This is a genomic window from Candidatus Binatia bacterium, from assembly GCA_029243485.1.
Classification (GTDB): Bacteria; Desulfobacterota; Binatia; order UBA12015; family UBA12015; genus VGTG01.
On the sequence record JAQWRY010000026.1, the window covers coordinates 1 to 25,686 of the forward strand.

At 61.6% G+C, this 25,686-nt stretch carries 22 protein-coding genes and 2 pseudogenes; 14 read left to right on the forward strand and 10 right to left on the reverse strand.

Going from position 1 to position 25,686, the window contains the following annotated elements; genetic code table 11:
* Positions 1–231 precede the first annotated feature (231 nt).
* From P8R42_08720 to P8R42_08745, 6 genes are all read right to left on the reverse strand, one after another.
* Entirely contained in the window at positions 232–1,191 is a 960-nt protein-coding gene (locus P8R42_08720; GenBank protein MDG2304724.1) for a glycosyltransferase family A protein, read from the reverse strand.
* Between the two features lie 28 nt (positions 1,192–1,219).
* A complete protein-coding gene (locus P8R42_08725) occupies positions 1,220–2,809 on the reverse strand; it encodes an alkaline phosphatase family protein (protein ID MDG2304725.1) in 1,590 nt (529 codons plus the stop codon).
* Between the two features lie 231 nt (positions 2,810–3,040).
* Positions 3,041–3,784, reverse strand: coding sequence for a hypothetical protein (locus P8R42_08730; protein MDG2304726.1), 744 nt, complete (start codon positions 3,782–3,784; stop codon positions 3,041–3,043).
* A gap of 70 nt (positions 3,785–3,854) precedes the next feature.
* Positions 3,855–5,117, reverse strand: coding sequence for a hypothetical protein (locus P8R42_08735; protein ID MDG2304727.1), 1,263 nt, complete (start codon positions 5,115–5,117; stop codon positions 3,855–3,857).
* A 2-nt stretch (positions 5,118–5,119) separates the two neighbouring features.
* Complete coding sequence (locus P8R42_08740; protein ID MDG2304728.1) at positions 5,120–5,692, reverse strand: hypothetical protein; 573 nt, start codon at positions 5,690–5,692, stop codon at positions 5,120–5,122.
* 267 nt (positions 5,693–5,959) lie between these two features.
* Positions 5,960–7,372, reverse strand: coding sequence for a M23 family metallopeptidase (locus P8R42_08745; protein MDG2304729.1), 1,413 nt, complete (start codon positions 7,370–7,372; stop codon positions 5,960–5,962).
* Between the two features lie 508 nt (positions 7,373–7,880).
* Here P8R42_08745 and P8R42_08750 point away from each other — a divergent pair.
* Positions 7,881–8,192: an MmcQ/YjbR family DNA-binding protein gene (locus tag P8R42_08750; GenBank protein ID MDG2304730.1), complete on the forward strand. Its 312-nt coding sequence runs from the start codon at positions 7,881–7,883 to the stop codon at positions 8,190–8,192.
* A gap of 171 nt (positions 8,193–8,363) precedes the next feature.
* Here the strand turns inward: P8R42_08750 and P8R42_08755 are convergent, their stop codons facing one another.
* Positions 8,364–9,011: an NAD(P)-binding protein gene (locus tag P8R42_08755; protein ID MDG2304731.1), complete on the reverse strand. Its 648-nt coding sequence runs from the start codon at positions 9,009–9,011 to the stop codon at positions 8,364–8,366.
* A 350-nt stretch (positions 9,012–9,361) separates the two neighbouring features.
* Here P8R42_08755 and P8R42_08760 point away from each other — a divergent pair, with 350 nt between their 5' ends.
* The 8 genes and pseudogenes from P8R42_08760 (at position 9,362) to P8R42_08795 (ending at position 17,768) form a co-directional block, all read left to right on the forward strand.
* On the forward strand, positions 9,362–10,345 hold the full coding sequence (locus P8R42_08760; protein ID MDG2304732.1) for a glycosyltransferase family 2 protein: 984 nt from the start codon (positions 9,362–9,364) through the stop codon (positions 10,343–10,345).
* 259 nt (positions 10,346–10,604) lie between these two features.
* Positions 10,605–13,292 (forward strand): molybdopterin-dependent oxidoreductase, encoded by a 2,688-nt coding sequence (locus tag P8R42_08765; protein MDG2304733.1) that lies wholly within the window; start codon positions 10,605–10,607, stop codon positions 13,290–13,292.
* Between the two features lie 3 nt (positions 13,293–13,295).
* On the forward strand, positions 13,296–13,817 hold the full coding sequence (locus P8R42_08770; protein ID MDG2304734.1) for a 2Fe-2S iron-sulfur cluster-binding protein: 522 nt from the start codon (positions 13,296–13,298) through the stop codon (positions 13,815–13,817).
* On the forward strand, positions 13,814–14,899 hold the full coding sequence (locus P8R42_08775; GenBank protein ID MDG2304735.1) for a hypothetical protein: 1,086 nt from the start codon (positions 13,814–13,816) through the stop codon (positions 14,897–14,899). Before P8R42_08770 ends, P8R42_08775 begins: the two co-directional genes overlap by 4 nt.
* A complete protein-coding gene (locus tag P8R42_08780) occupies positions 14,869–16,296 on the forward strand; it encodes a carbohydrate porin (protein ID MDG2304736.1) in 1,428 nt (475 codons plus the stop codon). The genes P8R42_08775 and P8R42_08780 overlap by 31 nt, the downstream gene beginning before the upstream one ends.
* 107 nt (positions 16,297–16,403) lie before the next feature.
* Positions 16,404–16,793: a hypothetical protein gene (locus tag P8R42_08785; protein MDG2304737.1), complete on the forward strand. Its 390-nt coding sequence runs from the start codon at positions 16,404–16,406 to the stop codon at positions 16,791–16,793.
* 252 nt (positions 16,794–17,045) lie between these two features.
* Positions 17,046–17,375, forward strand: coding sequence for a hypothetical protein (locus tag P8R42_08790; protein MDG2304738.1), 330 nt, complete (start codon positions 17,046–17,048; stop codon positions 17,373–17,375).
* A gap of 207 nt (positions 17,376–17,582) precedes the next feature.
* Positions 17,583–17,768, forward strand: a pseudogene (locus P8R42_08795) (arsenate reductase).
* 121 nt (positions 17,769–17,889) lie between these two features.
* On the opposite strand, the gene P8R42_08800 reads toward P8R42_08795, so the two are convergent.
* Positions 17,890–18,114, reverse strand: a complete 225-nt coding sequence (locus tag P8R42_08800; protein ID MDG2304739.1) for a hypothetical protein — start codon at positions 18,112–18,114, stop codon at positions 17,890–17,892.
* Positions 18,115–18,306: 192 nt separating this feature from the next.
* Between P8R42_08800 and P8R42_08805 the strand changes: the two genes are divergently transcribed.
* From P8R42_08805 to P8R42_08820, 4 genes are all read left to right on the forward strand, one after another.
* A complete protein-coding gene (locus tag P8R42_08805; GenBank protein ID MDG2304740.1) occupies positions 18,307–20,136 on the forward strand; it encodes a sulfatase-like hydrolase/transferase in 1,830 nt (609 codons plus the stop codon).
* A 134-nt stretch (positions 20,137–20,270) separates the two neighbouring features.
* The gene (locus tag P8R42_08810) at positions 20,271–21,428 is read left to right on the forward strand and encodes an FAD-dependent monooxygenase (GenBank protein MDG2304741.1); all 1,158 of its coding nucleotides are present in this window, start codon (positions 20,271–20,273) and stop codon (positions 21,426–21,428) included.
* A 224-nt stretch (positions 21,429–21,652) separates the two neighbouring features.
* Positions 21,653–21,931 carry a hypothetical protein gene (locus P8R42_08815; protein MDG2304742.1) on the forward strand — a complete coding sequence of 93 codons (279 nt, stop codon included), beginning with the start codon at positions 21,653–21,655 and terminating at the stop codon, positions 21,929–21,931.
* Between the two features lie 118 nt (positions 21,932–22,049).
* On the forward strand, positions 22,050–22,250 hold the full coding sequence (locus tag P8R42_08820; protein MDG2304743.1) for a hypothetical protein: 201 nt from the start codon (positions 22,050–22,052) through the stop codon (positions 22,248–22,250).
* A 1,100-nt stretch (positions 22,251–23,350) separates the two neighbouring features.
* Here the strand turns inward: P8R42_08820 and P8R42_08825 are convergent.
* Positions 23,351–24,370, reverse strand: coding sequence for a hypothetical protein (locus tag P8R42_08825; GenBank protein MDG2304744.1), 1,020 nt, complete (start codon positions 24,368–24,370; stop codon positions 23,351–23,353).
* A 335-nt stretch (positions 24,371–24,705) separates the two neighbouring features.
* Complete coding sequence (locus tag P8R42_08830) at positions 24,706–25,110, reverse strand: GFA family protein (GenBank protein MDG2304745.1); 405 nt, start codon at positions 25,108–25,110, stop codon at positions 24,706–24,708.
* 226 nt (positions 25,111–25,336) lie between these two features.
* Between P8R42_08830 and P8R42_08835 the strand changes: the two are divergent.
* Positions 25,337–25,686: pseudogene (locus P8R42_08835) on the forward strand (transposase).

Below are 25,686 nucleotides of genomic sequence, written 5' to 3' on the forward strand. Positions count from 1 at the left end.
CCCGGTACTTCCCGCGCCAGACGTAGAACAGAGAACGAGGAATTCCGAAGTACCGGCAGGTCAGACGGATGTTTCCACTCTGGTCTGCGTGCTCGAGGACCCGCAGCTTGCGGCGAATCTCCCGCTCCTCATTGGACAGGACCGACCTCCTCTAGGCTTAGGGGTGAAACTCATACACCCGATTGTCCTAAGAGGTCTGTAATTCCTACATCCTGGTGAGTCTCCACTTGCTCACGGCAGGCCGATGTAGCGTCGCGACCCCGGCGGAAACCAACGCAGGTATGTCAGGCCCAGGCAGAGCAGGTCGCGCGGGTCCATGGGTCGCGACAGACGCATCGCTTTTAGGAAGTAGGTGCGAGCGGCTTGCCACTGTTTTGCGCGCAAATACTCTTGTCCCTTCCATGCGTAGGCACTGCCCTCCGTCATCCGCCGCAAGCTTGCCAAATGCTCCGGTCGAAAATGGTCGAGGACACCGGGCAATACGTAAATTGCGCGTATGGCGGGTAGGATTTCGTCGATGTTGACAGTGTGGTTACCCGTGTTTGCGAGATTTCTCGCCATACTGTTTGCAAGGATGCGATACTCGACCACCGGGCCGGCGCCGACATAGGCGAACTGGTAGGATGCTGCGATTTCACACAGCAACACCCAGTCGATCGCTCGCCGGATGTTTAGGTGGAGGGCTGTTGAATGTTCCAAGCATTCGGAACGAATGCAGGCTTGCCCCGGTGTGGAAAGGAAATTCCGCGTCAATAATGGGCGTAAGACATCGCCGCTCGGATGTGGGTTGAGTAACGCTCCACGTCGGCTGCCAAAAACCGCCCCTTTGCTGCCCATCAAAATCCGGTCACCATACAAAAGACCGACTTTCGGTTGCGTCTCAAGTCCGTGTTGATAGCGCTCAATGGTATCGGGCCGAAGCCGGTCGTCGCTGTCCAGGAACACGACGGCGTTGCCGTGACAGCTTGCAAATCCCGCCTTGCGTGCGACCATCACTCCCGAGTTTTCCTGCGACATGACACGCAGGCGAGGATCCATGATAGCTTGGGCCTGTTTTAGGGTGCCATCGGTGGAGCCATCGTCAACCACAATGATTTCCAAATCTCTGTGGGTCTGCCCGATTGCACTAAGTATTGCATCGGCGATGTAGGATTCGCAGTTGAAGGCCGGAATGATGATGCTAAAGCGCATGGGGTTAGTTAGCTTGACTGCGACGATATTAGGTACCGAAACTAGTCGGTTCGTATTCCGCTGAATTTGCGCTGCAGATTGACGCGATCGGCTTGCCATCCACATCCGGCAATTCAACATCAAGCAGGGCGGCGATGGTAGGCGCAAAGTCTGTCACCGCCACGGAGCCGGCAAGTTCGCAGGCAGCGATGCCGGGGCCGTGCGCGAAAAACTTGCCCGGATTGCGATGGTCGCCCGTGCGCACACCACCATATTCGCGTTCCAGTGTGCCTATTTTTTCAGATGCCACCTTACGAACCGGTGCCCCGCGATCCCAGCGGATCAACAGATCGGGGAGGCCACCTTGGTATTCGCCAGGAAAGTCCTCTGCTGTCCGCACGACTTCGCGAACCAATGGCCTGCCAGTCTCCACATTGATAATCTCTGTGAGATCGGATTCGAGCGAATCGCAGAAGGTGTGGAATTCGGCGCCCGGTTGAATGATTCCGTTTGGTTCGCGGCCGATCAAATTGACACGAATACCGGCGCAATTGTCATTGGTTGGAACAAGAAAACACTTCCGTGTACTGCGGCCGCGACCGGCCAAAGCGTCATAAATACGATCGGAGGTCGACATGAGGCGGGAACGGAGGAGGGCGGGCAGCTTTTGCCAGAGCGCTTGCAGCTTTCTGAGCTTGCCCGCGCCAGCGTCGGTGGTGATGCCTTCCCGCCGCCGCAGGATTTCATCCAGCATGAACGTGCCGTCGTAGTGTGCTCCCATGCCGTGACTTGCAAGTACGATCACGGTCGCCTCTGGTCCGGCTGCAGAGAGGATTCTTCCGAGGCCTTCATCAATTGCCGCGTAGACATCACGTAATGGATTGCCGCCGATTGTCTCCAGAAAGTTGGCGTCATGATGAGGATGTAATGGATCATGCAGGGACCAGAACTGGTGTCCCGCGCAATGCGAGTCGCCATAGGCCGTCGCGAACAGATCCCAGGAACCACGCGCTAACAGGTGCAGTATCATGTCTGTTTTCCGCTGGATTCGCACAATGAGTTTATCGCGGAGTCCGGCAACACCTTCCTTGCTCCGCATCGCAAGGTCGCAGAGCCCCACCGGATCCCCGCCAAAGCGAGCGGTAAGTTGTGGCAAAAGTGTGGCGGGTGAACTGCATGGTGGCCCGTCGGGATCGTGCAAACCCCAGTCGGTCAGCTGTATCCCCGATTCGAGTTGCACCAGCGGCGCTTTGGGTAAATCGATGACAGCTACCTTGCGAGCATGGCGATCCAGGTGGCTCCAGAAAGGCGCCATCGGTAGTCGGTTTGCGGGGAAGTGCGCGCTTCTATAGGTGCCGGGCTCAAGCTGACGATAGAAATACCGGCCGTGACGGCCTGGCTGGAAACCGGTATGGAAAGACGGCCAGACACTGCCCGTGTAGATGCCGGTCGGATTGACCGTGGCACCATGAAGCGAGTTCCGTGACATTGCCGCCAGGGATGGCATTGCGCCCGACTCCGTCCATGACTGGAGGAGGCTGGAATCGGCGGCATCAAGGCCGATGAATATGACGCGGGCCAGTGATTTCATCATTGCGAGGATAATAGACGCGATTTCAAGTTCAATGCTGTTTGCCATGAATTCAGGGCTTTTGCCCGCGGGCGATAGGCGCGATGAAGAGCCTATTTGCCCAGATCGACGGGTAGTCGCTCTTTGCACGTCGTCAGCTGAATCGGGGTCTTTTGGGTCGATTTCTTAGAAACGCTTCCGGTGACCTGCTCTGAGGTTTTCGTGCCAGCCGAGACATGAGAATCTGCCTCTCCGGCATCCCGATGGCCGCGGTCCGGTCGAGTGTCCCGGAACCCCACGTCACGAAAGCCCTCCCTCGATCGCCAGCAACTCGTGGAGGTCCTGCACCTGCACCGGCCGCGGCTCCGCCGCACGATCTTCGGCCGGCGCCTCGTACGGCGTGTCCTCCTCGACGTCGTCACCTCCGTCCATCGGCCGACAGAAGGCCGTCATCGCCTCGTTGCCGCGAAGATCGTCCGAGTAGCCACTGAGGACGCACAGCTCTTCCCCGTGGCAATCAAGTTTCGCGCGACACGCGACGTTCTTCTCGGGAACGCAGTGATCGAGCACGCACGCCTCGCCGACGGCGCATTCACCGTCGGCCACGCAAGCGCCGCACGCCCCGTCCACGCATGCCATCCCAAGGCCGCAGCGCGAGGTCGTATCGCACGCCGCCTGCAACGACTCGTCGACCAGCATGCCCTCCCACTCGCCGCCCGCCCGCGGGAAGTAGCGTGGACCCGGGATCGTGCGGCTCTCGAATCCTCTCGCGGCCAGCTCGTCGATCACCGGCTCGGGAGCCTCCGCGGCCGCGGCTACGATCTGCGCGTCGGCCGGAACACCTTCCGCGTAGACCACTGCCGCCGTCTCACGTGCGAGCCCGGTCGAGGGAGCCGCGTCGCGTGGCGCTTCGGTGGTCACCGCCGCCGACAAACCGACCTGCAGGAGAGCGAACATTCCCAGGCCGGTCAGAGCCCCACACACAGCGACCGCAATACCGAACAGGCCGCTTCGCGGCGGCGTTTCCTCGTTGTTCTTCTTCATCATCCCATCTCCAGGCGGGCGGGCCGGCGCTCGGAGCCCCGAGCCCCGGCCGCCCACATCGCTGGCCGGATCAGTCTCCGACCGGGCTGCAGTTGTTGGTGAAGTTCGAGCTGGTGCTCGAGCCCGTGAGACCTTCAATGTGCGCGCGAAAGTCACGCGCCGAGCGCCCATCTCGATCGTCGAGCGAGGTGCCCCACCAGTTCCACGGCTCGTCGACAGCACGATTGCTGCTGCCATTGTTGAACCGCGCCAGAGTGTCGAAGAAGCGAGAGAACCCGATCGTATTGCCGTCGTTCGTCTCGTTCACCGAGTCATAGAGATCACGAAGGTAGCGGTTCGCCGTACGCGGCTGACGACTCTCGCCAGTCACACAGCTGCCCGAGCCCGTGCTCGTCTCGATGCTCGTCGAAGACCCACACACGCCGGCCGAGTTGCACGAGGTCGGCTGCGGGCTGGCGGCCCAGTAGATCGCCCGATCGCCAAAGAACGTCGCGACCGCCTCTTCGAAGCCGGCACATCCCCACTCACTCGAGGTCATGTTCCAGCCAGCGTTGCCGCCGAACGTATAGTCGACACACGCCCGACGCGCCTTGCTGAGATAGGAGGCGATGTGCCCCATCTCGTGCATCACGCGCGCCTGCGGCCGATACGCCGAACCCGACGAATCGATGATGATCCGCTTGTTCGGTCCGCTCGCGCAGCTGGTCGGGCACGTCGTGCTGTCGTACGCGCGGATCTCGATGCCGTTGAAGCTATTGCGCATCCGGTTGGACGAGTTCAGAGAGTCCCGCCACATCCGGACGGCACCGTCGTAGAGGTTCGCCAACGCATGCGGCGAGGACGAGTTGCCCCACGTACGAGTACCGAGACTCTGTCGATTGCTCGACGTCGTACCAGCTGTGATGTTCGACCACGGCGTCCAGAAGACCCACCGACCGCCCGAAGACGTTTTCAGCGCGAAACGTCCGTCGCGGTGCTCGCCGTACCACTCGATCCGAGCCCGCCCCAGCGACTGCCAAGGCCAGAGGAACTTGTACCAGCTGATCTGGTAGTCGCCGTTGCTGTTGGTCGTCCCCTGGCCGATCACGCCGCCGCTTTCGGCCACGAGATAGACCTTCACGTCACGCACGCGTGAGTTGATGTTGTAGTCCGCCTGCCGATAGCGCGCGGCAGTACAGGTTCGGCTGCTCGGGCAGTAGTTGCCCTGGTTCTGATAGAACCGGAGTCGTCCGTTGACCACTCCGCTGGCCGCCTCCGCGGCTGCAGTCATGGTAAAGAACGCCAGCGCCCCAAAGAGGAGCACGCGCATCGTCGCCTTCGTTCGCGTCTTCATCGTCAGTATCCCCCATTCGCGTAGGAGTATTCGAGCCACTCCTCGTCGCTGAGAAGCACCGCTTCGCCATCCACGACGGCGATGCCCTGCTCCATGATGTCGTCGGCCGACTCGTCACCCGCTCGGCCCACGAGAGTCACGCGCACGAGGTAGAAGCCCTCGCCCAGGCTGTCCGGAAGCTCGATCTCGACCGGCGCGGATTCGCCCGCTGGCACGGAGAAGACCGGAGCGCCCACCGGCGATTCGATCTCGAAGCCAAACTCGTCGACGAGCTCGACCGCATACTTCACGATGGCCTCGCTCTCGAAGCGACTGCGGACACCGAGCTGCAGTGCAGCATCCGGGCCGAGGTCGAGACTGGCACGCTCGTCGCGCTCGATAAGGAGTCGGCTCTCGAGCTCGTGACCGAACTCGGCCTGCGGCATCGCCGCGACGGCCGAGGTGCCTTGCACGGACACCGAGACGGGTTCCGGCTGGACCACACCGGACAACGCGGTCGCCGAAACGAACGTGAACGCGGCCGCAACTGTGAAAGATGGAATACCCCTTAGGAGCATTCTCGTTACAGATCGCATGGCTCTCCCCCTTTGGGTTTCGCGACGCGCCGGCATGGCGCGCGCAAGGGGGAAAGAGCAACGGCCGTGCCGCGCGCAGGAGTTGCTGCCTGGGCGACGTTCCTTCGCCAATCGCATCGAGAGGTATGCGACGGCGCAAACTAATCTTGACGCTGCGCCACGATCGCTTAGCGGACGACGGCGTGCACCGCGAAACGAAAACGGGGGAGCGCCGCGTCCAACGACGCGACGCTCCCCCGGAGTGCAACAGCTATGTGCGGATCGTAGCTACTGACACTGAGCACCCGGCAACGTGCCCGGCAGGCCTCCGTTCTGCTGGATCCAGAGGCTGTCGTCGTCGTTCACATGGTAAGGATCGACGCTCCTGAAATCGCCGTCTTCGTTCTTCTTCTTCACCTGAAAGTGCAGATGCGGCGCCGACGACATGCCCGAGCTCCCGATAAAAGCCAACGGGTCGCCGCAAGAGACCGGCTGGCCCTCGATGACCTCGATGCTGCCGTCCATCAAGTGGTAGTACTGGGAGATCGTCCCATCGGGATGACAGATGTCGACACGATTCGCCGTGGTGACCGAAGTGCTGTCGGGCGTGTCGGGGTTCGGGCAGATCACCTCCATGAACGTGTCTGAGAAGGCATCGAGATCGACCTCACAGCGGTCGAAGTTTCCATCGACGACCTTCATCACTCGACCTGAGGCGGCCGCCCGGGCGTGGACGTTCGCGTTGTCCATTGCGAGGAAGTGTCCCGCCAGCATGAAGTCGGTCCCCTTGTGCGGATCGTAGCAAAGGTGCCAGCCGTCGTAGCTCTCGCAGTCGAGCTTGTCCGTGCCGGGGCCCTCTTTGTGATCGACGTGGATGACGAGGGGCTCGGGAAGAATCGGGTGCGGGAACAGCGGGCCGTACTCGTCATGAACCGGCATCGCGAACTTGGTCTCGTCGGTGAACTGACTCGGGTGGAAGTAGTCCTCCGGGCAACGGTTGCCGAAATCCTCAGGAACCTCCGGCTCGGGAATCTGAACGTCGAACGGATCTTCGCAGCCGTCTTCGCTCGGAACCCAGACCGGAACACCGTTCACCTCGATCTCGACCATCATCACGCACTGGATCTCGGGAATCTCCGGATCCGACTCGTCCTCGGTCGGCACGTCGAGCGGCTCGTTCGGGCAATCGTCGCCGATGAAGTAGCGGTTCCCCAGACGATCGACCTCGACGAGGCAGTCCTCGAGATCGAAGCGGATCTCCGGCACGGTCGTCGGCGGCTTCAGGTCCTTGCAGTCTTTTCCCCGAATCCGCCACTTCCCGCGGCGATTCCTGTAAGCACGACAACGGATCTTCTTCGGGCTCACGATGTCGGCGAGGGTCGGAATCTCGATTCCCGGAACCGTCAGACCCGGGTGCTCGAGCGTCACGCCGCCGCGCAGGTCCGTCTTCCCACCCTTGCCGCCCAGACCGGGCGCGAGACGCGCGTCCTCGAGCGTCAGTCCGCCGCGGACGTCCGTCTTCCCACCCTTGCCGGGTAGATCGAGCACGAACTTCTTGCCGGGGAACTTCGGAGACTCGCCGTTGAACGACGCCTTCCCGCGAAACCCGGTACCCGTCATCCCCGCGTGAGCGACGACGCCTGAAGCGACCAAAGTGAGCGCTGCGACCAGCGCGCCGAACACAACTGCAGACCTGTTCATCAGATTCTCCCTCTTTCGGTTAGCGCTGGATGGCCAGCACGAGAGGGGAATTGCAGAACCCGTGCCAGCCAGCGGGATTCGCGGAAATACCCACCGGCCGGACCGAATCTCAGGCAGCGACGCCGCGTGTGCGCGCGGGCCGCAAAGTCGCGTATGCGCCGCCCGGTCTCTGCTTAGCGGCGTAGCGTAGACGCGGGACGACGGCCGCGAACGACGTCACTCCGGATCAGGAAGAGGCTCGAGCCCGTCCTCGACCGGCCGTCCATGAGGCAGAAAGAGGCGCACGCATACGTCCGGTAAGGCGCCGTTAGGTCGGATTGGAGCCAAAAAGGGGCTTCATGTCGGCTATCCGCGGGGTGCGCGGTAGTTCCAGCGCGCGTGTGCGCAACGACCGGACGGCGCTGCGGGATGGCAGCTCCCGATCGGACTGAGCGGGCTGTTTCAACAGGCGCTCGACTCTCTCTTGCTGCAGCCTGTGCCCCAACTTCGAACGCTGGTACGGTCCGCCATGCCCAAGAAGGAACCAGTCCCGATCAAGTTCCCGCCGAGCAAAGACCTGGCGCGCCGTTTCGCCCGGGTCGTTCGGCTCGCCAAGAAGCTCCCGGGGGTCGAAGAGAGCCGATCGTACGGCACGCCTTCACTCAAGGTGAAGACCAAGGTCCTCGCGCGCCTCCGGTCCGAGGCCGAGGGCGGACTCGCCCTGCTCTGCGATTTCGAGGAGCGCCAGATCTTGACGGAAGCCGAGCCCGAGACCTTCTACATCACCGACCACTACGCCGAGTGGCCCATGGTGCTGATCAACCTCACGAAAGTCTCGTGAGACATGATGCCCGACCTGCTCGAGCAGGGCTGGCGCCAGGCCGCGACACCGAAGCTGATCAAAGAGCTCGACCAGGCCTGAGCCCCGCGGATAGCCGACATGAAGCCCCTTTTTGGCTCCAATCCGACCTAACGGCGCCTTACCGGACGTATGCGTGCGCCTCTTTCTGCCTCATGGACGGCCTGGCCCGAGACGCGGATAGAGAAAGCTATCAATGAGCGTCGTGATGAGATTGCCATCGCGATCTCTGCCGCTCCCCGTCTTAAGCGCTGCCAATACTGCGCGACCAAGGCTCAGGTTCTTGATCCGCTGACTTGCCCACTCTGCGCCGATTTGCGAACAAGGAATACCCCAGACCTTCTCGGTGTAGGTCTTGAAGAACACTTCAAACAGGCGCCTCCCAGATCGCTTCACCACCCAGTCTTCAAAGGTCTTGTCGGCAGCCGATGCAAACAGGCGCGCATGCGCGTAGCTCCCTACAACTCGCACCGACTCAACGACACCCAAGCCACGAAGAGCATTGACGCGCCGCAGCGGGTAATGGAAGAAGCTATTATTATAGAGGATCCTGGAGAGCCGGTGGCGCTGCAACAACTCGTCGCCCATCAACTCCTGCCAAACCTGCTCAACTTTCTTCATCTTGCTGAAGAAGCGGTGCCCACCGATATCAAACCGGTAGCCGCGATAATTCACGGTCCGGCTGATCCCCCCGACGGCATGCGTACTCTCCAGAACGTGCGCACCGTGACCAAGGCGCGTCAATTTATCCGCAGCAGTCAGACCGGCTGGACCGGCTCCAATAATCAGCGTATCAGGCAAAGTAGTCTGCGATTCAGGCGGGGCGAGTAGCGATATCTAGAGTCTATTTTAGTATCGCCCTGTATCCACGAACAGCTACACATGGACCGATAGTTCTTGAACGCCATTTCGTAATGAGATTATTGCTCCAGCATTCACAGGCGGGCTGACGCAACCAGCACAGCCACAACTTCAGGAGCGCTGAGTCCTCCGTCAGGCAAAAACACCCTCAGGGAATCCGCCGAGACCCTCATGCCATCGGCCCGTTGCTATGGCGCGCGCTTATATTTGGACGCGACAATCGTCCCCGGTGCACTTTCGCGCCAAACGCAAACCGCATCCAGCGGGACAACATAAGGTAGAACGAGCCCATGGAAATAGTAGTGGTCATCCCAGCCTTCGAAGCTGCTCAACTACTGCCCCTTTCCGTTGCCGCCTGGCGTCGACAGTGCGACCGGATCATCGTGGTAGATCCAGGCTCCACAGATGCAACAGCATCCGTTGCCAAATCGCTCGGCGCAGAGGTCATGGTGCTAGGACACCGTGGCGGACCTGCCGAGGCTCGTAATGCTGGCGTGAAAGCCGCGAGCGGATCTACAGTTGTCGTTTTTTCCGACGCAGATTGCGTCCCAGCAGACGACGCTTACACCCGCGTCCAGGAGGCCTTCCGCGCTTCACCGAGCCTTGTCTCGCTGACAGGATCGTATGACGCGTTCCCCGCTGCTCGAAATTTTGCATCGCTCTACATGAACATTCGCCACTTTGCGACGCATCAACAAGCGAGACAAACGAACGCGACCTTCTGGGCAGGTTGCGGAGCCGTCCGCACAACCGCCTTCGAAGCATCAGGTGGCTTTGACGCCAAGCGCTACCCGAAGCCAATGATCGAAGACATCGAACTGGGCTACAGGTTGCGCAGACTTGGCGAGATGCGCCTAGATCCAAAGCTGCAAACCAAGCACCTGAAGCATTGGACGATCGCCTCCGTCATCAAGACGGACATTCAATGTAGAGCACTTCCGTGGAGTGAACTCCTTACAACCTCTGGCGAGATTCCCAACGACCTAAACGTATCGCTGCGTGAGAGAATGGCGGCGGCCATTGCACCACTGGCCCTAATCGCAGGGCCGATCGGCATCTTGTCTATCTTGTGGTCACGACCCTCGCTTGGTCTCGCGAGCCTGGTTGTTCTAATGCTCTCCGTAGCATGCAACTGGCGACTATTGTCGACCTTCGCTCGCAATGGAGGTTGGTGGTTTGCGGCTACTGCTTGGGCGTTCCACCAAGTCCACCTAATCTACAGCGCCCTGTGCTTCTTGTATGTATGCCTGCGCCGCAAGTGGCGCCGACACTAACTGACAGCGAACTCTCACACTCCTCCCCATGGCTTCCCGCGCGTTCTTGGGGATAGCCGACATGAAGTCCCTTTTTGGCTCCAATCCGACCTGTCGGCGCCTTGCCGGACGTATGCGTGCGCCTCATTTCTGTTTTATGGACGGCTGTCTTGAACTCGGGCAGCTGTTGGTGCACAAGATCATGTCATCATTCCAGTCAACCAGACAAGTCGTAGACCAGGTCACGGATTTTCAGCGGTCGCTGAGCAGGAGAACATAAATGTGGCAGACCAGGCGTGAGTTCCTAAAAACGACTGCCGCAGGAGGCGCGACGATGCTTGTGTCGCGGCTTCTTCCGGCTGGCTTGCCGCCGGGAGAAGCGGGCGCCGCGGTCATGGCTCCGCCGGGATCCTGGAGTGGTGCGCCCGGCAAGGCGCATTACCGCATTGATGGCCTCGCAAAGGTCACCGGCCAGAAGATCTACGCGCGTGACTTCAATCCCGCGGACATGCCCGGCTGGCCGACGGAATACCAGTATGCGTTGGTCCTCTGCGCCCCATTCGTCGACCACGTTTTCGACGGAGTGAACCTCGACGACCTACCGCGAGAGGGTCGCCCCCAGGTCGTCGTCACCGGCGACGACCTGGAGCGCGACAAGATCGGGATCGCCGAGGAAGAATATCCCGCTGGCAAATATCTCGTGAAGAAGGGGGCACGACCGGACTATCTGGGGAAGCCCGTCGCGATCCTGCTGTTCGATGAGCATTCGGCTTTCGTTCAGGCCCGGAAGATCCTCGTCTATCGGGGCAAGGGGATTCGCCGCGGAGAGAAGGTCAGCGTGCCGGAGGCCACCTACTATCCGAATACCAGCATCATCCACGTCGAGGAGGCGAAAGGTGGTCAGGTTTTCGCGCAGGTTCAGGGAGGTCCGGTTCACCCCGAACAAGGCGGTGACCGCAATGAAGAAGCGATGGCGTATGTGAACAAGATCACGGAGCTCTTCAAGACGCGCAACTGGGATCTCTACTCACACACGTACACCACCCAGATGGTCGACCCGATGTTCATGGAGCCGGAGAACGGTCTCGCCTGGTTCAATCGAAAGACGAAGACTGTCGAATTTCTCGTCGGGTCTCAATCTCCCGGTTACGACGTGAACGGTGTCCGCGAGGTTCTGAAGCCGAGCACCCTGGGCGTCGATGATGCTCACGTCTATTGTGCGTATCCGGGCGGCGGCTTTGGCGGACGAGACACCTCGATTCTGTGTCTCTACCTCGGAATCGCCGCGGCCTATGCGGAGAAGCCGATCCGGATTCTCCACGACCGATTCCAGCAGTTCCAACAAGGGGTGAAGCGACACGCGTCGACGATCGACCTTACGCTGGCTCTCGATGGCAAGGGCAAGTTCCACGCCGTGCGGAACTATACCCTTCTCAATGGCGGCGGACGCATCAACGTGAGCAAGTACGTTGGTGACGTGGCCGGCATCAACGGCGCCGGTCCGTACGCTTTCCGTTGGGCCGACATCTGGTCGCGCCCGCAGCACACGACTTCGCTCGTCGCGGGCTCCATGCGCGGATTCGGAGCGTTGCAGTCGACATTTGCGCTCGAGTCGTTGATCGACGAGATCGCAATCGCACGCGACGTCGACCCCATCGATCTCCGGATCCAGAACGTCCTCACCACGGACCAGTCGATCGTGACCGGGGCACCCATCGCTCCGCCCGGCATGCCGGAAATGTTGAATAAGGCCAAGAACCACGATTTGTGGCGCGGCCGAGAGGACGCTCACGGGAAAGCAAAGGAGGGGGACTACGCATACGGCGTGGGCGTCGCGCTTGCGATGAAGAACTACGGCAGCGGCGCAGACGCGGCGAATGCAGCGATCGAGATCAAGCCCGATGGCAAGATCGTCCTTACGACGAGCGCCGTGGACATGGGCCAGGGGCTGGCAACCGCCCTTGCCGTTTCGACCGCAGAATCTCTCGGAAAGAATGCCGACGAGATCGATACGGGGGTGGTTGGAGCATTCAATGCGCTCCAGCAGGTCGAAGGCTTCATCATGCAGCCAGGCAATCCCCGTTGGACTCCCATCATCCAGAACTCGACGAAGGCCGCCTCCGGATCCTCTCGGTGGGTCCATCCCGTCGAGCAGGTCAGCCAGCTCATGTTCGAAAGCGGGGTCATCCCGGCCGCGCGATCGATCTGGGGCGAGCAGGCGAGCCAGCTGAATCAAAGTGCATTGCGGTGGGAAAACGAGCGGCTCGCGGCCGATGGATTCCAACCAATTCCATTCGAAGAGCTTGCGCGCGCCATGCACGATCAGAAGCGCGTGGTCTCCGCGATGGCGCACGGTTTCTTCAGCGGCAGATGGATTTCAGCCGAGTACACCGTTGATGGACTCACGAAGCGCTGGGGCATCGACGGGCTGGCGGTAAAGCGCGGAGATTCGGATTCGTGGGAACTCCTCGACCGATCGAACCCCAAGCTCTTCACGGTCAAGAGCATGTGGGAGGAGAACGGACAGTCGATGGGCGCCACGGCGGCCGTCGTTGCGGTGCAGGTCCATCGCAAGACTGGTGAGCCCAGGGTCGTGGGAGGGTTGCATCTCGCAGCTCCGGGGCGAATGATCGTTCCGGATCTCGTCGAAGGACAGATGGATGGATCGTGGGCGATGGGGATTGGTCAGGCTCTCCTCGAGGACCTGCCCGCGTATGTACAGGGCGGCGCGAGCGGCAAATGGAACCTGAACCGCTATCACGTGGCCCTCGCGCGTGACTGCGCCATCCACGACGTCGAGAAAATCATCCTGCCGCCGGAGTCCGATGACGCACCGGCCCGGGGGATGGGCGAGGTCGCCCTGAACTGCGTGCCACCTGCGGTCGCCAACGCGGTCGCGCACGCGACCGGCAAACGATTTCGCGACCTGCCGATTACCGCCGAGAAGATTCGGGCGGTCTGGAGCTGACACATGGCAATGATCGATCTCGACCTGACCGTCAATAACCAGAAGATTACTCGTAAGGGGATCGATGGGAGCATGTGGCTCAACGACTTTCTGCGGGAGAAAGCGGGCCTGACGGGTACGAAGTTCTGCTGTGGCATTGCAGTGTGTCGCGTCTGCACCGTTGCGTGGCAGAGGGTGCCGCAATCGCTGCGAGAGCCGATGCGCACCTGTACGACGACACTCGAATATGTGAACGGCACCATCATCACGACCGTCGAGGGTTTGGCCCAGGACGGCCAACTTCATCCGCTCCAGGAGGCCTTCCTCGAACACTTCTCCTTCCAGTGCGGGTACTCGGCGCCCGGGTTTCTCATGGCGTCCTATTGTCTCCTCGACCGCTTGAAGCGGAGTCCGATTCCCAAAGAGGACGTCGACGACGCGATTCACCATGCGGTGGGGAAACACGTCTGCCGCTGCACCGGGTACATCCGCTACTACCAGGCGATCCGTCAGGTGGTTCTCGACACGCCGGGACTCACGACATGAAGCGCTACAATGCCGAGGCAGCTCTTGCGGCCGCCGTCTCGATCGTTCTCATCTCGCCGGCCTGGGCGGCCGGTGAAGAGGCGGGCGACGAAGAATACGACATCATCCAGTACGGCAAAGACTGCGCGCGACTCATTGCGGAGGCACCGCCGTTCAACTGCCTCGACTTCGAGATCATCCCCATTACCGTGGATGGGAAGGAGCCCACGGAATACAAACGCCACATGAAGTGCGACAAGCCGGCGTATCTGCCTTACCCCGAACAGACCGACGGGCAGTGTAGTCCGTGGTCGCGCGTCCAGGTGGTGCGCGACGATGATGTTCAGATCCTTCAATATTGCCGCCGGATGTACATTCGCCCGAAGGACGATCCGTACTTCGACTCGCTCGAGATGATCATGCACAACGTCAAGACGGGAAGCACCTGCTTCTTCATCTCGAAGAATTTCGGTCGCGACCCCAAGGGGGAGCTCGGAACGAGGGTTCCGCCCCCAACAGAGGAGACTCCGCCCGAAGGATTTCCTTCGGCTCGCGAGATCTGGGGTTCGCCCCAACACATCGCAAACGAGGGGTGCATTTACTGCCACGACAGCGACCCGTGGATGCACACGCCCTGGATCATGCAGACGCTCGAGTTGCCGGCTGACCCGTGGGGGTTCCATAGTGTCGATGTTGGAGGGCCGTTCGACGCTTGGCCCAAGCCGATGTCGATCTCGACGCGGGGTAATCCGTGCACGGGTTGCCATCGCATCGCGAACCTCAATACGTGTCTGCCCCAGGACATTCCGACTTTCGGCATGCAGCCACCCAAAATGCTTCAGTCGATCGGGATGGCTGCCCACGGGCGCTTCGGTGCGAAGTCTCTCGAAGATCTGAACGAAGTGACGAGTACCTGGGGCGAAATCCCACACGGGTGGATGGGGGAGCGTCTCCCTGATGTCGCCTCCGATCTGTGGCAGGGCTACCACGGAAGCATCGAGGCTCTTCAAGCGTGTTGCAAGGACCCGACGGGGCCGGGATGTCTCGTCGAGCCCATCGAAAGTAAGGCGGCATGGCTCGAACGTCAGGCCAGGAAGGATTGACCCGTCTCGTGCCGCGCGCCCTCGCCGCGGTGCTGGCTCTCCTGGCGTTCGGGGGTGTTGAGCCCAACACCGTGCGCGCCGACATCAACCCCTGGATGGTCGGCTCGGTTTTCGACCCGGAGAGATGGGATAGCGGAGGCGCGTACTCCGCGACCGCCTGGATGCATCCCCCCCCGAACCAGCCCGACATGGGATGGGGGATGCTCGATCCCGGCGAGGCGATCGAAACCGGGGACTGGCAGAAGATGTCGGGGTTCGCGGGTAGCTGGGGAGGCGCGCGTGGCCGGCTGCAGGAGATGGGCATCGGCTTCTCGTCCGCCTACTTCGGGCAGCTTGCTGCGAACCCGGTGGGCGGACTGCGCGAGGGCGGAACGAGTTGGCGCGGTGACCTCGCCGGCGCGGTCTTCGTAGACCTCGAACGGGTCGCGGGTTGGGACCGGACGTTCTTCACGGCGTCGGCCAGCTGGAAGGCGGGCAACCCGACGCTCTCGACGAACTACGTCGGCAACGAGCTGCCCACTCAGCTTGACGCGTTCGGCGATCCGAACGCGGTCCGGCTCGTGCATCTCGCACTTTCCAAGCAGCTTTTCGACAACACGACAGAGGTGATCGTCGGCCGACTGATCAGTGGCGAGGACTTCGCGAGCATTCGCCTGGCGTGCACGTCGCTCAACCAAGCGTTGTGCGGCAATCCGATCGCCGGGAGTCGAAACATCGACTTCCCGGCGTTCCCGAGCGCCGTTTGGGGTGGCGTCGTGAAGGTAAAGCCCCAAAACGACTGGATCGCGCTTGCGGGCACGTACCTCGTCTATCCCGATTTTCGGGAGCGCACGGACAACGGCGTCAACTTCTCCGCTCCGGACGGATCCGGTGCTCTCACCCTGGGTCAGGTCGAGTATCTCACAGGCCGCGATCCGGGCGCGAAGATGCTTCGTGGCCGTTACTTCGTCGGCGGGTATTACTCGACGGAGCGCGTGAACAAATGGCGTGATTCGAGCGCTCCCGAGGTTGGTGGGTGGTACGGGTTCTTCGCCATGGGGGAGCAGCACCTATGGTCTCCCGACGACTCCAACCGGGGAGTTTCTCTGTGGACGGCTCTCAGCTGGGCCCCGCCGGATCGAAACAAGATTCAGTTCATGGGAGCCGGTGGCGTGCTCTGGCAGGGAATTTTCGGCAGCCGGCCGAACGATGGGCTCGCCGTGCTGGGTGCGTACGCTTCCTGGTCGGACCGGATTCCCGACACGACGGGGGAGGTTCTTCTCGAGGCGAATTACCGCTTCACGTTGACGCCGTGGTTCTGGATCGAGCCGGACATCCAGGGGATTCTCAATCCGTCCGGAAGTAGCGCGATTCGCGACGCGCTCATCGTCGGTTTTGCCGTCGGTTTTGTGCTCTAGGCGACGAGTCGCCACTCTCGATCTCGTTCGAGGGCAGGTGACTTGGGCCGGCGTGTCTTCGGCTCGTGAAGCCGTTGACTCCGGTTTCGTCGCGCCGCTCCCGAGAAATGTCCACGCTTCCCTCGTCGGACGGAGGACTGGTCGCATCGGCGATGCGCGTCATCATGGAGAAGTTCGCACTCACCGCGACCGCCATCGCACCGTCCGAGGAGCTTTCCCTTTGCCGCAAGGCGACGGCGCTGGTCGTCGGTGAGGCGGATGCGCCGACCCCCGAGTTGGCGGTCGAGTTGCTCGCGCAGGACGCGGTTCTCCTCCATGAGGTGCGCGATTGCGTCCTGCTGACGTCGGTTCACCCACCCGGCGAAAATCAGGAGGAGGAAGTGGAGAGTTGTCGGCGGCATCGGCAGGCAGGATCTCCGAGACGCCGCGGCCGAGCAACATCGACGAGCCGAGTTCTCGGTTGTAGGCTCGCCGAGGGTGAGGTCTTTACGGAGTAGAACTGCCTCGGCCACGTTTCCGGACACGACGGGGTCCAGGAAAGGACCCTAAGCTTTCGAGCCTGAGCGAAGCGCCTGACCTTGAAATCATCACCAATCCGCGAAAATCTCGAGCAGTTCGCCACCACGGGCAGAGAATCCGAGTGCCCGCAGCTTCGAGAATTCGACAATTTCGTATAGCCTGCGCTATCAAGCAAAGGGGGCATTCGACGATGACTGCCTCGTTGATCTCAAGGCCGCAGGAGGAACATCATGGCAGGAGTGGGTTCCAGCGTCATCTTCGAAGACGACAAAATTAAAGTTTGGGAATTCTATCTGAAACCAGGCGAGCAGACGCCAGTTCATACCCACGAACACGATTATGTATTTTACGTAATCAACGGTTCTTCTCTCGACGTACTCGACGCAAACGATAAATTCCTTACGACGTTTGATCTCCCCGAGGGCACCGTCCTGCCGCTTCGCCTCGACGACAATGAACTCGTGGTCGTCAATGACGAATCTCAGCGAATCCCCGCGACCCACTCGGCACGCAATGCAGGGCCCCGGCTTTACCGCGAAATACTGATTGAGAAGAAATAGCAACGGCCAATCGGCCGTTCTCATTTCCCAGACCTCACCGAGTTTCCCACCACCGCCTCATCCAGGCCACTCGCCGGCAGACCGACTTTCCGAGCAGAGTTCTTTGCCGCTCCCCTCTGCTTACTTTCTTGCCGCAGCCGGCGCCGGTTCGATAATCTGCAAAGCAAGCGACAAAATGGCATCGCGTGACGCGTGCCGTGGAATATCATGCTGAACTCGCCAAAGCGCCTCTTGGTCGTCTGCACCGGAAACCGAGCTCGATCGCAGACGGCCGAGGGATGGCTCCGCCATCTTGGCGGAGATAGCGTAGCGGTGCGCAGCGCTGGCACCGAACGCAAGGGCGTTCATCCACTGGCCATCGAAGTCATGGCCGAGGCGGGAATTGATATCAGCCAGCTTACCGTCTGCAATACGGCCAAGGAGGACTGGGCGGATAGCCGACATGGAGCCCCTTTTTGGCCCCAAGCCGACCTAACGGCGCCTTATCGGACGTCGGCGTGCGGCTCTTTCTGCTTCATGGAGCGATCGCTCGGGAGAGCTCCGGCTCGAGGGTACCCCGGTCCTCGTTCTCGAGCGCCGCGGCCCACTTCATGAGGCCCAGTGCCTGGATGAACCTGCGCGGGAATCGCTGCCCGGAGGCCGGGAAATTCTCTACGGCGCGCTGCGTCTGAGCGCCGTAATACGCCTCGCTGGGGAGTTCGGTCGGGCCCAGACTGTCGGTTTCGGTGCGGGTACTCATTCGGGTCTCTCCTCCTGCCCTTTCCCGTAACGAGCGCCTGTCCCGCCGCATCCGGGCCCCCGCTGGCGAATGCCAGGGCGGCCGCACGCCAGCGGGCGAAAAGGCAAAACGAGACTGTTGCACTCCGAGTCGACTCCCCGTAATCATAGCCACCTTCGGACTCAAATCATCGCCCGCACCCGGGGGTTCCTCATGCATCGCGGCATCACATGCGCAGGGTCGTCCGCTCTTCTTCTCCTCGTCGCACTCGCGCCAGCACTGGCGAACGCGCGATGTACGGATCCGGGCGATCTGAAGGACCTCGGGCAACTACTGCAGGACGACTTGACCTGTCATTTCGGGCAACTCGTAGTCGCCGGGCCGCCGTGCCCAACGCCGAACTATCCGGCGTGCGCCGAGAGCACTCCAGCACAAGTCAAAGATCTCGTTCTCGGTCCCGCAGCCGGCCCCGTCACGGGGTGGACGCCGAAGGCGCTGCGCTGCCAGCGAGACATTGCCGCCGCCAGCAGCCGCTTCGTGAGTCGTCGACTCGTCGAACGCAGCCAGGGAAAGCGGCGCGCGAAATCCGGACGGGCCATGCGACGAGTCGCCAAGACGTGCAGCAAGGCAGTCGTCGAAGAGAACTACCTCGGCCAGGAGCTCGTTCGCGTCGGTGCCCCGTGCGCGAATGTCGTGGGAGCACTCGGCGGCCCGGTCGATGGCGCTCGCGTCGCAGCCTGTCTGCGCGCCACCCTCGAGGCGGAGATGGACGACGTGGCGCCGGGTACAATGCCACCCAACGTCGTACTGATCGTCACCGACGATCAGCAGTATGACACGTTCGACTTGATGCCCGCCGTCTCGAAGCTCCGAGACGAGGCCATCTCGTTTCCGAATGCCTTCGTGACCAACCCTCTGTGCACCCCCAGCCGGGCCACGATTTTGACGGGACTGTACTCCCACAACACTGGAGTGCTGGCCAACCACCAGTACCACCAACTCGATCCCTCGACGACCATCGCCGCCTGGCTCGACGCCGCCGGCTACACGAATGGCCTGTTCGGGAAGTACGTGAACAACTCCGAATTGCTGGGACTGGCCCCGCCGCAGGGCTGGCACGAGTGGAAATCGCTTCTCGACCCGAGCGGCGGCGAGTTCTACGGAGCGCGCATCAACGACAACGGAACCGCGAAAACCCTACCGCAGGGAACCTACTCGACCGACTGGATGAGCAAGGAAGCCATCCGGTTCATGCGACGGGAGGCGGACACCCCCTTCCTGCTCGTCTACACGCCGTTCGCCCCGCACGCCCCGGCGATTCCCGCGAACCGCCATGCGGCCGATCCGCCGTCCTACCCGGTCCACCGTCCGCCGAGCTACTTCGCCGACGTCGCCACGAAACCGCAATGGGTCCGGTTCTTCCGATTCATCGCCGCACCGGCGCTCCCCGGAATCATCGACACCCTCCGGCTGCAGCAACTCCGGACGCTACGAGCCGTCGACGAGGCCGTCGAGAAGCTGCTCGTCCAACTCGAGAAGCTGGGACTCACCGACAACACGGTCGTGATCTTCACCTCCGATCATGGCTTCATGTGGGGAGAGCACGGACTCGTCGGGAAATTCAATCCGTACGAGGAATCGATCCGCGTCCCGTACCTTCTGCGCTACCCGCGTCGGTTTCCTCTGCCTGCCACCCGGAACCAGATGGTGCTGAACCAGGACATCGCACCGACTCTCGCTGAGTTCGCGGGCATCGCGACTCCGCCTCTCGACGGCGAGAGCCTGGTCCCGCTCCTCGAGTCCGCAACCGCCCCCTGGCGGGACGAGTTCCTGATCGAAACGCGGGGCGAGTTCATCACCCAGCCGAGCGAGTCCGTCCGAACCGAGAACTTCAAGTACATCGAAACAGCGGGCGCCGGCCCCCACACCGAGCTCTATGACCTGGCCGCGGACCCGTACGAGATCACGAATCTCGCGGGGCACCCGACCTACGCCGGCGTGCAAGCCAACATGGTTGCCCGGCTCGGCGCTCTCCGCCCCTGACCCCGCTTAGTAGTCGCCGAAGTATCTTCGGACGATAGGAAGGATGAAGGGCCTATTTGCCCAGGTTGCCGGGTAGTCGCCGCCGCGGCGGACAGCAGACTGCCAACCGGTGAACCCAAGAGCGAGGAAAGACTATGAATAGGGCAGCAGATCAAATCAAAAAGGTAATCATCGCAGGAGCTGGAGTTGGCGGCTTGTCGGCCGCCGTCGCCCTCCACCGACGCGGCATTGAAGTCGAGGTGTACGAAAAACACCTGGGCCCCCAGAAGCATACGACCGGCTTCACGCTCTGGTCCTACGCGATCGCGAGACTGGACGAGTTGGGAATTGGCGCCGACGCGATGAAGTCGATTGGCTCCCCGGTGGAAACCACCGAAATCCGGAACCAGAAGGGACGTTTGATCTCAAAGATGCCCGTCGGAGAGGTCTCGCGGAAACTAGGCCACGCAAGCTATGAGATTCGCCGCCCCCGATTGCTCGAAGCTCTCGAGGCATGCCTGCCCGCTGGCACCGTTCGGCGAGGAGTCGAGTGCCTATCGGCGAAATCCACCCAGCACGGTGCCGTGATCGAACTCCCCGATGGCGCGATGGCGTCGGGCGATCTGGTCATTGGCGCCGACGGAATCCGCTCGAACCTGCGCCAATGCGTATCCGGCGCCACCGAACTGAGAGATTCGGGCTACCGGGGTTGTTCCGCCGTGGCAAACTTCTCCAGCGAATCCCTGCCTCCCAACGTCCATATCGACGTCTGGGGCCGCGGAGGGAAAGCGGGAATCGCGGAGGTGGGAGAAGGGCGCGCTCGCTGGTACCTCACCTGGAAGACCAAGCTGGATGCGAAGCGGCAGACCCGCGCTCAGCTGAGCGAATTCTACGCCGATTGGGATCCCATCCTAGGGTCGGTGATCGAGGCCACCGACGAAAGCGACATCATCCATCACGAATTCTTCGACATTCCCCCCATCAAGACCTGGCGACTGGGGAGAGTCATTCTCCTCGGTGACGCCGCTCACGCCACCACCCCCTTTGCCGCGATGGGTGCCAACATGACGATCGAAGACGTCGCCGTCTTGATGGACCAATTCGAGCAGAGAGACAGCACCGAGGCCGCGCTTTCGGGTTTCGAAGAAGCCCGCAAGAAGCGAACCGAGGAAATCGTCAAGAAAGGTAAATCCATGGCGCGCCTGACACAGCTTCACAGTTCTTTCGCAGCCTGGCTCCGGGATCAGGCCTTCCTGCACATGCCGCCGGAAGAGGTCGAAAAAGTCACCGAGGCCATGGCCAGCGGTGACTGACTCCATGATGCAGAAAGAGGCGCACGCATACGTCCGGTAAGGCGCCGTTAGGTCGGATTGGAGCCAAAAAGGGGCTTCGTGTCGGCTATCCGCACGGAGAGGCCGAGGTCGGGTTCCTGACTGCCCTGGCGACGAGTCAGGCTTGCTTCGTTGACAGCGTTGGCCGATCGCGCCGTGCGTCGGGCCACTGCCCCATGGAACCGGCCCGAACTCAGGAGCAGATCATGAAGAAACTTACGGTTGGCATCATCCACGGCTCTCTCGCCCTAGCACAGAGCCCCAGCGTGTCCCTCGCTCAAGCGGATTCCAGCACGGGTGAAGGTGCCGCCGCGGGAATTGCGGGATTCGGGATGCTCTTCATGCTCGCCTTCGGGGTGTTCCTGGCGGTCCTGGCCATCCTGATGCCGCTATTCGTTTACCAGAACCAGAAGTTCACTCGGCTCTGTCTTCTCGAACTGAAGAAGGTGAATGCCAAACTCGACGCGCCTCCGGCTCGGGAGTAATGCGGCAAGGATGTGAGCCCCGGCCTGGCGTCCGCGCGCTGGGCACGCCGCGGCGACGCCGCCTCGGCGTTCTAGCTACTCGAATCACGAAGGCACCAATCTCCCGGAGGTGTAGCCAATGTATGGCCTCGCGATCATCCCGGCCGCGTTCGTCGCTTACGGACTCTCGAGCTTTGTCACCAAGCTCTCAGACTCTTCCTTCATGATCGACCTCTCCATGTACCTCGGCATGTTGGCGGTGGCCCTGTTCGCGTTAGGGTTCTTCGTCCTCGTCATGGAGACACCCGGGTATGAATCAATGTGGGGCCGGTGGAGGTGACGAGCGATTGACAGCCTGGCAGTCGGTGGAGCGCGCGCAATCCGAGTCCGCTCGTCGATTCCGGCGAGACGGCTCGTCAGGGCCTCGCGGGGTCGACTCCCGGGGCGTCGAGATCGGAGAACGGTGCCTATGGAGTTGATCGTCTCTGGCCCACTGGTGGTTGCGGGCCTACTCGCCGCCTTGGTTCTTCTGGTGGCGGCAGAGCACTTCGTCCACACATACGCGCCTCCGGGACCGGAGAAGTTCCTTTTCCTTGGGGTGTACGAGAACTTTCCGTCGTCCACGCCGACGTGGGCGTGCAGTCCAAACGCGACTGGTGGGATCGTCTCGGGGTATGTGATCTGCTGCCAATCGGGCCGTTGGCCTGAAGCCCCGCCAGTTCCCGTACGACGAAGACAACGAGCAGGCGCAGCGCGATGCCGACCTCGAGAGCGCACTCGGGGGCGACGGCGATCACGACGGGCCCCCCGATGGCCTCGACCGTTGCCCGGACGGGCTGCGCGGTCGGATCAGGACCTGCCGCCGATTCGGAGAGCTGCACGCGCTTCGACGCCTCCGGCTGATCTTGCCCCAGCGCCTCGATCTAGGCCTTGAAGTCGGCGCCGTTTACGTTGAATTAGTGGTGCGATGAGAACAGGAGCGGTCTCCTTTATCGACATCCTTGGCTTCAAGGGGATCTGGAGGGCCTACGACCCCGATGACGTGCTTGCCAAACTCCGCGGCGTGCAAGCGTGGGCTGCGCCGTGGGCAGAGAATCGCCGTTCAGCGCCGACGTGGCATGCGACATCCGTCTCGAGTTCCTTTCGGACTCCATCGTCCTGGCGTGTGAGGCGAAATCGGCGCGAGGCACAACCAATTCAGACAAGGACCGCGACACGCTGAATCTCGCGTCCTTGTTTCGCGTCATCGATGGGACAGCGTACATCGCGGCTAAACTCGCAATGGCGGATCCCAAGCCAAACCTCGTGGTCCGAGGAGCAATCGCCTGGGGAGAGTTCTTGATCGAGTCCCCGTTCATCATTGGACCCGCCGTTGACGAAGCAGCCAATGCAGAGCGGGACTTGGACGCAGCCGTCGTCGAGGTGTGTCCTAGCGCGTTGTCAGTCTGTGATGCGTCTGTTCGGGTTCAGGCGGCCGCGGCGTAGCCGCCGGGCGGCGGCACCGGAAGCCGGGACGGGCTGCGCTTCCGCCTTCTTGGCCTTCTTCCCCTTTTGCTTCTTGGGCGCGGCCGGCTTCGCGGCGGCCTTCGCCGGGATTCCGGTCGGCCCGGTGTAGGCTGGTGCGTCTGCCCTCAGAGGCGGACTGCCGTAGACCAACCAGATCGCCATGAGCGACCCCGTCACCGCGCGCGAGCGCTCGGTGAGGTGCACCTTGGTGTCGTTCGCCTCGAACTGCAGAAGTGGCCAATCCCAGTCGAGCAGACCGCGATCGAACATCTCCTGGCGAATCCCCGCGACGAAGTCGCGGTGCGGCCCGCGCGGCATCGGGAATGGTGCGGTCATAATCACCTTTGGCGAGATCTTGGCGAGATACGCCTTCAACGCGGCGAGGCGATCCACTGCCTCCTTCGGTGTCGCCCAACGAATCGAGTTCAGCCCGAGGCTGACGATGACGACGTCCGGCTCGGGTACGACGCGCGTGATGCCCTCCGCGAGGAACTCGATCTCGTCGCAGTAGTTCTTGATCGGGTGTCGGTGGCTCTTCTTGCCCTCGACGCACTTCTTCTCGACGATCCAGTCGTAGGGCCGAGTACCGCTGATCGCGAGGTTGTGTACCTTCGCGCCCTGCCACGTCTTGTCGAGCCACGGGAGGTCCGCGAGCATGTGCTCCATCATGCGGTGCGGCGCGAACGGGCGGTCCCAGTACCAGATGTTCGAATCGCCGATCAACACCACGTTCTTCGGCGCGGATTCGGGCTCGATCTCCGCGCCCTCACCCTCGTCGAGCTCGCTCGGTTCGACGACCTGAGCCTCGTCGGCGGTCTGCTCCGACGGAGCCGAAACGGCCACGCTCGAGTCACCGTCACTCGCAAGCATCAACGCCGATGCCGCAGCCACGAAGAATACCTTGGCCTTGTGAGTCACACCGAGGCCGATACCGATTCGACCCGAGGTGGACAACGCGCGCTCGCAGGCCCGCCGCCCCCCCCCCCCGCGGAGCCCCGGTTCCGCCCTGTTCTTTGGGGGGGGGTGAGCCCGACCGATGATACCGGCGATGATTGCGTTGAGAACGCCGTGGCGATCGGGGCGAAGGTTCTTGGTCATCATGCCGTCAGTCATCGTCCTCCGCCTCTTTCCACGTCATAGAGCTAATAACTATAGAGAAGCCCTAGTCCGTGCCCTGAAACGAAGTTTAAACAACTTTCGTTTGAGATCAGCGCGCTTTATGGCGGATCTGTTCGAGTTCGGGCCTGAGTGTGAAGTCCATAATTTCATCTTAGCAAGAGTGGCCAAGGTCACTGACTTTCGATCCTGTGCAGGTTTGAAATGTCCGAGAGCCAGGAAAGTTCGGACTGACACCAGAGTTGGGCGACCGGGCGAATTTGTGCCCTTTCGGAAAGCACGCCGACCCGGACGCTGTAGAAGGAGATAGTTCCTGAAGTCGGCGCTGCGTAGAGGTGGGTACCGCAGCGACCACAGAAGGCGAGATTGCGCTGATTACCGCTCTCGGCGGTCTTCAAGTAGGTCGCGGGTTGACCGCGGACCAGATGAAACTGCTCTCCCACGACCAGCGCGGAAGTTCGAAAAGGAGCACTCGAAAAAATTTGGCAGTCGGTGCAGTGGCAGATCCCGACGCGTTTGGGGTCAATTGTTGCTTCGAACTGGATTTCCCCGCAATGGCAGCTACCCGTGACATTCATCGCTTCCACCTCCTAAAGTTTCAAAATCAAGGTAACGTTTTCACTCCGTGCACAAGACTTTACCCACCGTAATCTCTTCGCTGCTTTTCTAGTCAGGTGTTCACTGGTAGAGAATGTCGGGTTCACTTTCGGGTGGCGGACTGATGCCAAATTAACCTGCTCTGAGTTTTTCGTGCCAGCCGAGACATGAGAATCTGCCTCTCCGGCAACCAGTACGGAGAGCAGAATGCGCAAGAGCAAATTCACAGACGACCAGATGGTGAAGATCCTCCGGGAGACCGATCGGTCCCCGGTGGCCGCCGTCGCGAAGAAGCACGACGTCAGCGAGCAGACGATCTACGCTTGGAAGAAGCGGTTCGGTTCGATGACGGCGAGCGACACCAAGCGGCTTCGCTCGCTCGAGCAGGAGAATGCTCGGCTCAAGAAGCTGGTCGCCGAGCGTGATCTCGAGATCGAAGTCATGAAGGAGATCTCGGCAAAAAAGTGGTGAGCGCACGCGTTCGTCGCCGACAGGTCGCCTACGCATCCTCGCGTGGCCTGTCGGTGCGAAGGGCGTGTGCGCTGATCCAAACGGCC

Excerpts from the sequence above, each read along its gene's own strand:
- P8R42_08720 (MDG2304724.1), bottom strand. The coding sequence starts at position 1,191 with ATGCGCTTTAGCATCATCATTCCGGCCTTCAACTGCGAATCCTACATC.
- P8R42_08725 (MDG2304725.1), bottom strand. The coding sequence starts at position 2,809 with ATGGCAAACAGCATTGAACTTGAAATCGCGTCTATTATCCTCGCAATG.
- P8R42_08730 (MDG2304726.1), bottom strand. The coding sequence starts at position 3,784 with ATGAAGAAGAACAACGAGGAAACGCCGCCGCGAAGCGGCCTGTTCGGT.
- P8R42_08735 (MDG2304727.1), bottom strand. The coding sequence starts at position 5,117 with ATGAAGACGCGAACGAAGGCGACGATGCGCGTGCTCCTCTTTGGGGCG.
- P8R42_08740 (MDG2304728.1), bottom strand. The coding sequence starts at position 5,692 with ATGCGATCTGTAACGAGAATGCTCCTAAGGGGTATTCCATCTTTCACA.
- P8R42_08745 (MDG2304729.1), bottom strand. The coding sequence starts at position 7,372 with ATGAACAGGTCTGCAGTTGTGTTCGGCGCGCTGGTCGCAGCGCTCACT.
- P8R42_08750 (MDG2304730.1), top strand. The coding sequence starts at position 7,881 with ATGCCCAAGAAGGAACCAGTCCCGATCAAGTTCCCGCCGAGCAAAGAC.
- P8R42_08760 (MDG2304732.1), top strand. The coding sequence starts at position 9,362 with ATGGAAATAGTAGTGGTCATCCCAGCCTTCGAAGCTGCTCAACTACTG.
- P8R42_08765 (MDG2304733.1), top strand. The coding sequence starts at position 10,605 with ATGTGGCAGACCAGGCGTGAGTTCCTAAAAACGACTGCCGCAGGAGGC.
- P8R42_08770 (MDG2304734.1), top strand. The coding sequence starts at position 13,296 with ATGGCAATGATCGATCTCGACCTGACCGTCAATAACCAGAAGATTACT.
- P8R42_08775 (MDG2304735.1), top strand. The coding sequence starts at position 13,814 with ATGAAGCGCTACAATGCCGAGGCAGCTCTTGCGGCCGCCGTCTCGATC.
- P8R42_08780 (MDG2304736.1), top strand. The coding sequence starts at position 14,869 with ATGGCTCGAACGTCAGGCCAGGAAGGATTGACCCGTCTCGTGCCGCGC.
- P8R42_08785 (MDG2304737.1), top strand. The coding sequence starts at position 16,404 with ATGTCCACGCTTCCCTCGTCGGACGGAGGACTGGTCGCATCGGCGATG.
- P8R42_08790 (MDG2304738.1), top strand. The coding sequence starts at position 17,046 with ATGGCAGGAGTGGGTTCCAGCGTCATCTTCGAAGACGACAAAATTAAA.
- P8R42_08800 (MDG2304739.1), bottom strand. The coding sequence starts at position 18,114 with ATGAGTACCCGCACCGAAACCGACAGTCTGGGCCCGACCGAACTCCCC.
- P8R42_08805 (MDG2304740.1), top strand. The coding sequence starts at position 18,307 with ATGCATCGCGGCATCACATGCGCAGGGTCGTCCGCTCTTCTTCTCCTC.
- P8R42_08810 (MDG2304741.1), top strand. The coding sequence starts at position 20,271 with ATGAATAGGGCAGCAGATCAAATCAAAAAGGTAATCATCGCAGGAGCT.
- P8R42_08815 (MDG2304742.1), top strand. The coding sequence starts at position 21,653 with ATGAAGAAACTTACGGTTGGCATCATCCACGGCTCTCTCGCCCTAGCA.
- P8R42_08820 (MDG2304743.1), top strand. The coding sequence starts at position 22,050 with ATGTATGGCCTCGCGATCATCCCGGCCGCGTTCGTCGCTTACGGACTC.
- P8R42_08830 (MDG2304745.1), bottom strand. The coding sequence starts at position 25,110 with ATGAATGTCACGGGTAGCTGCCATTGCGGGGAAATCCAGTTCGAAGCA.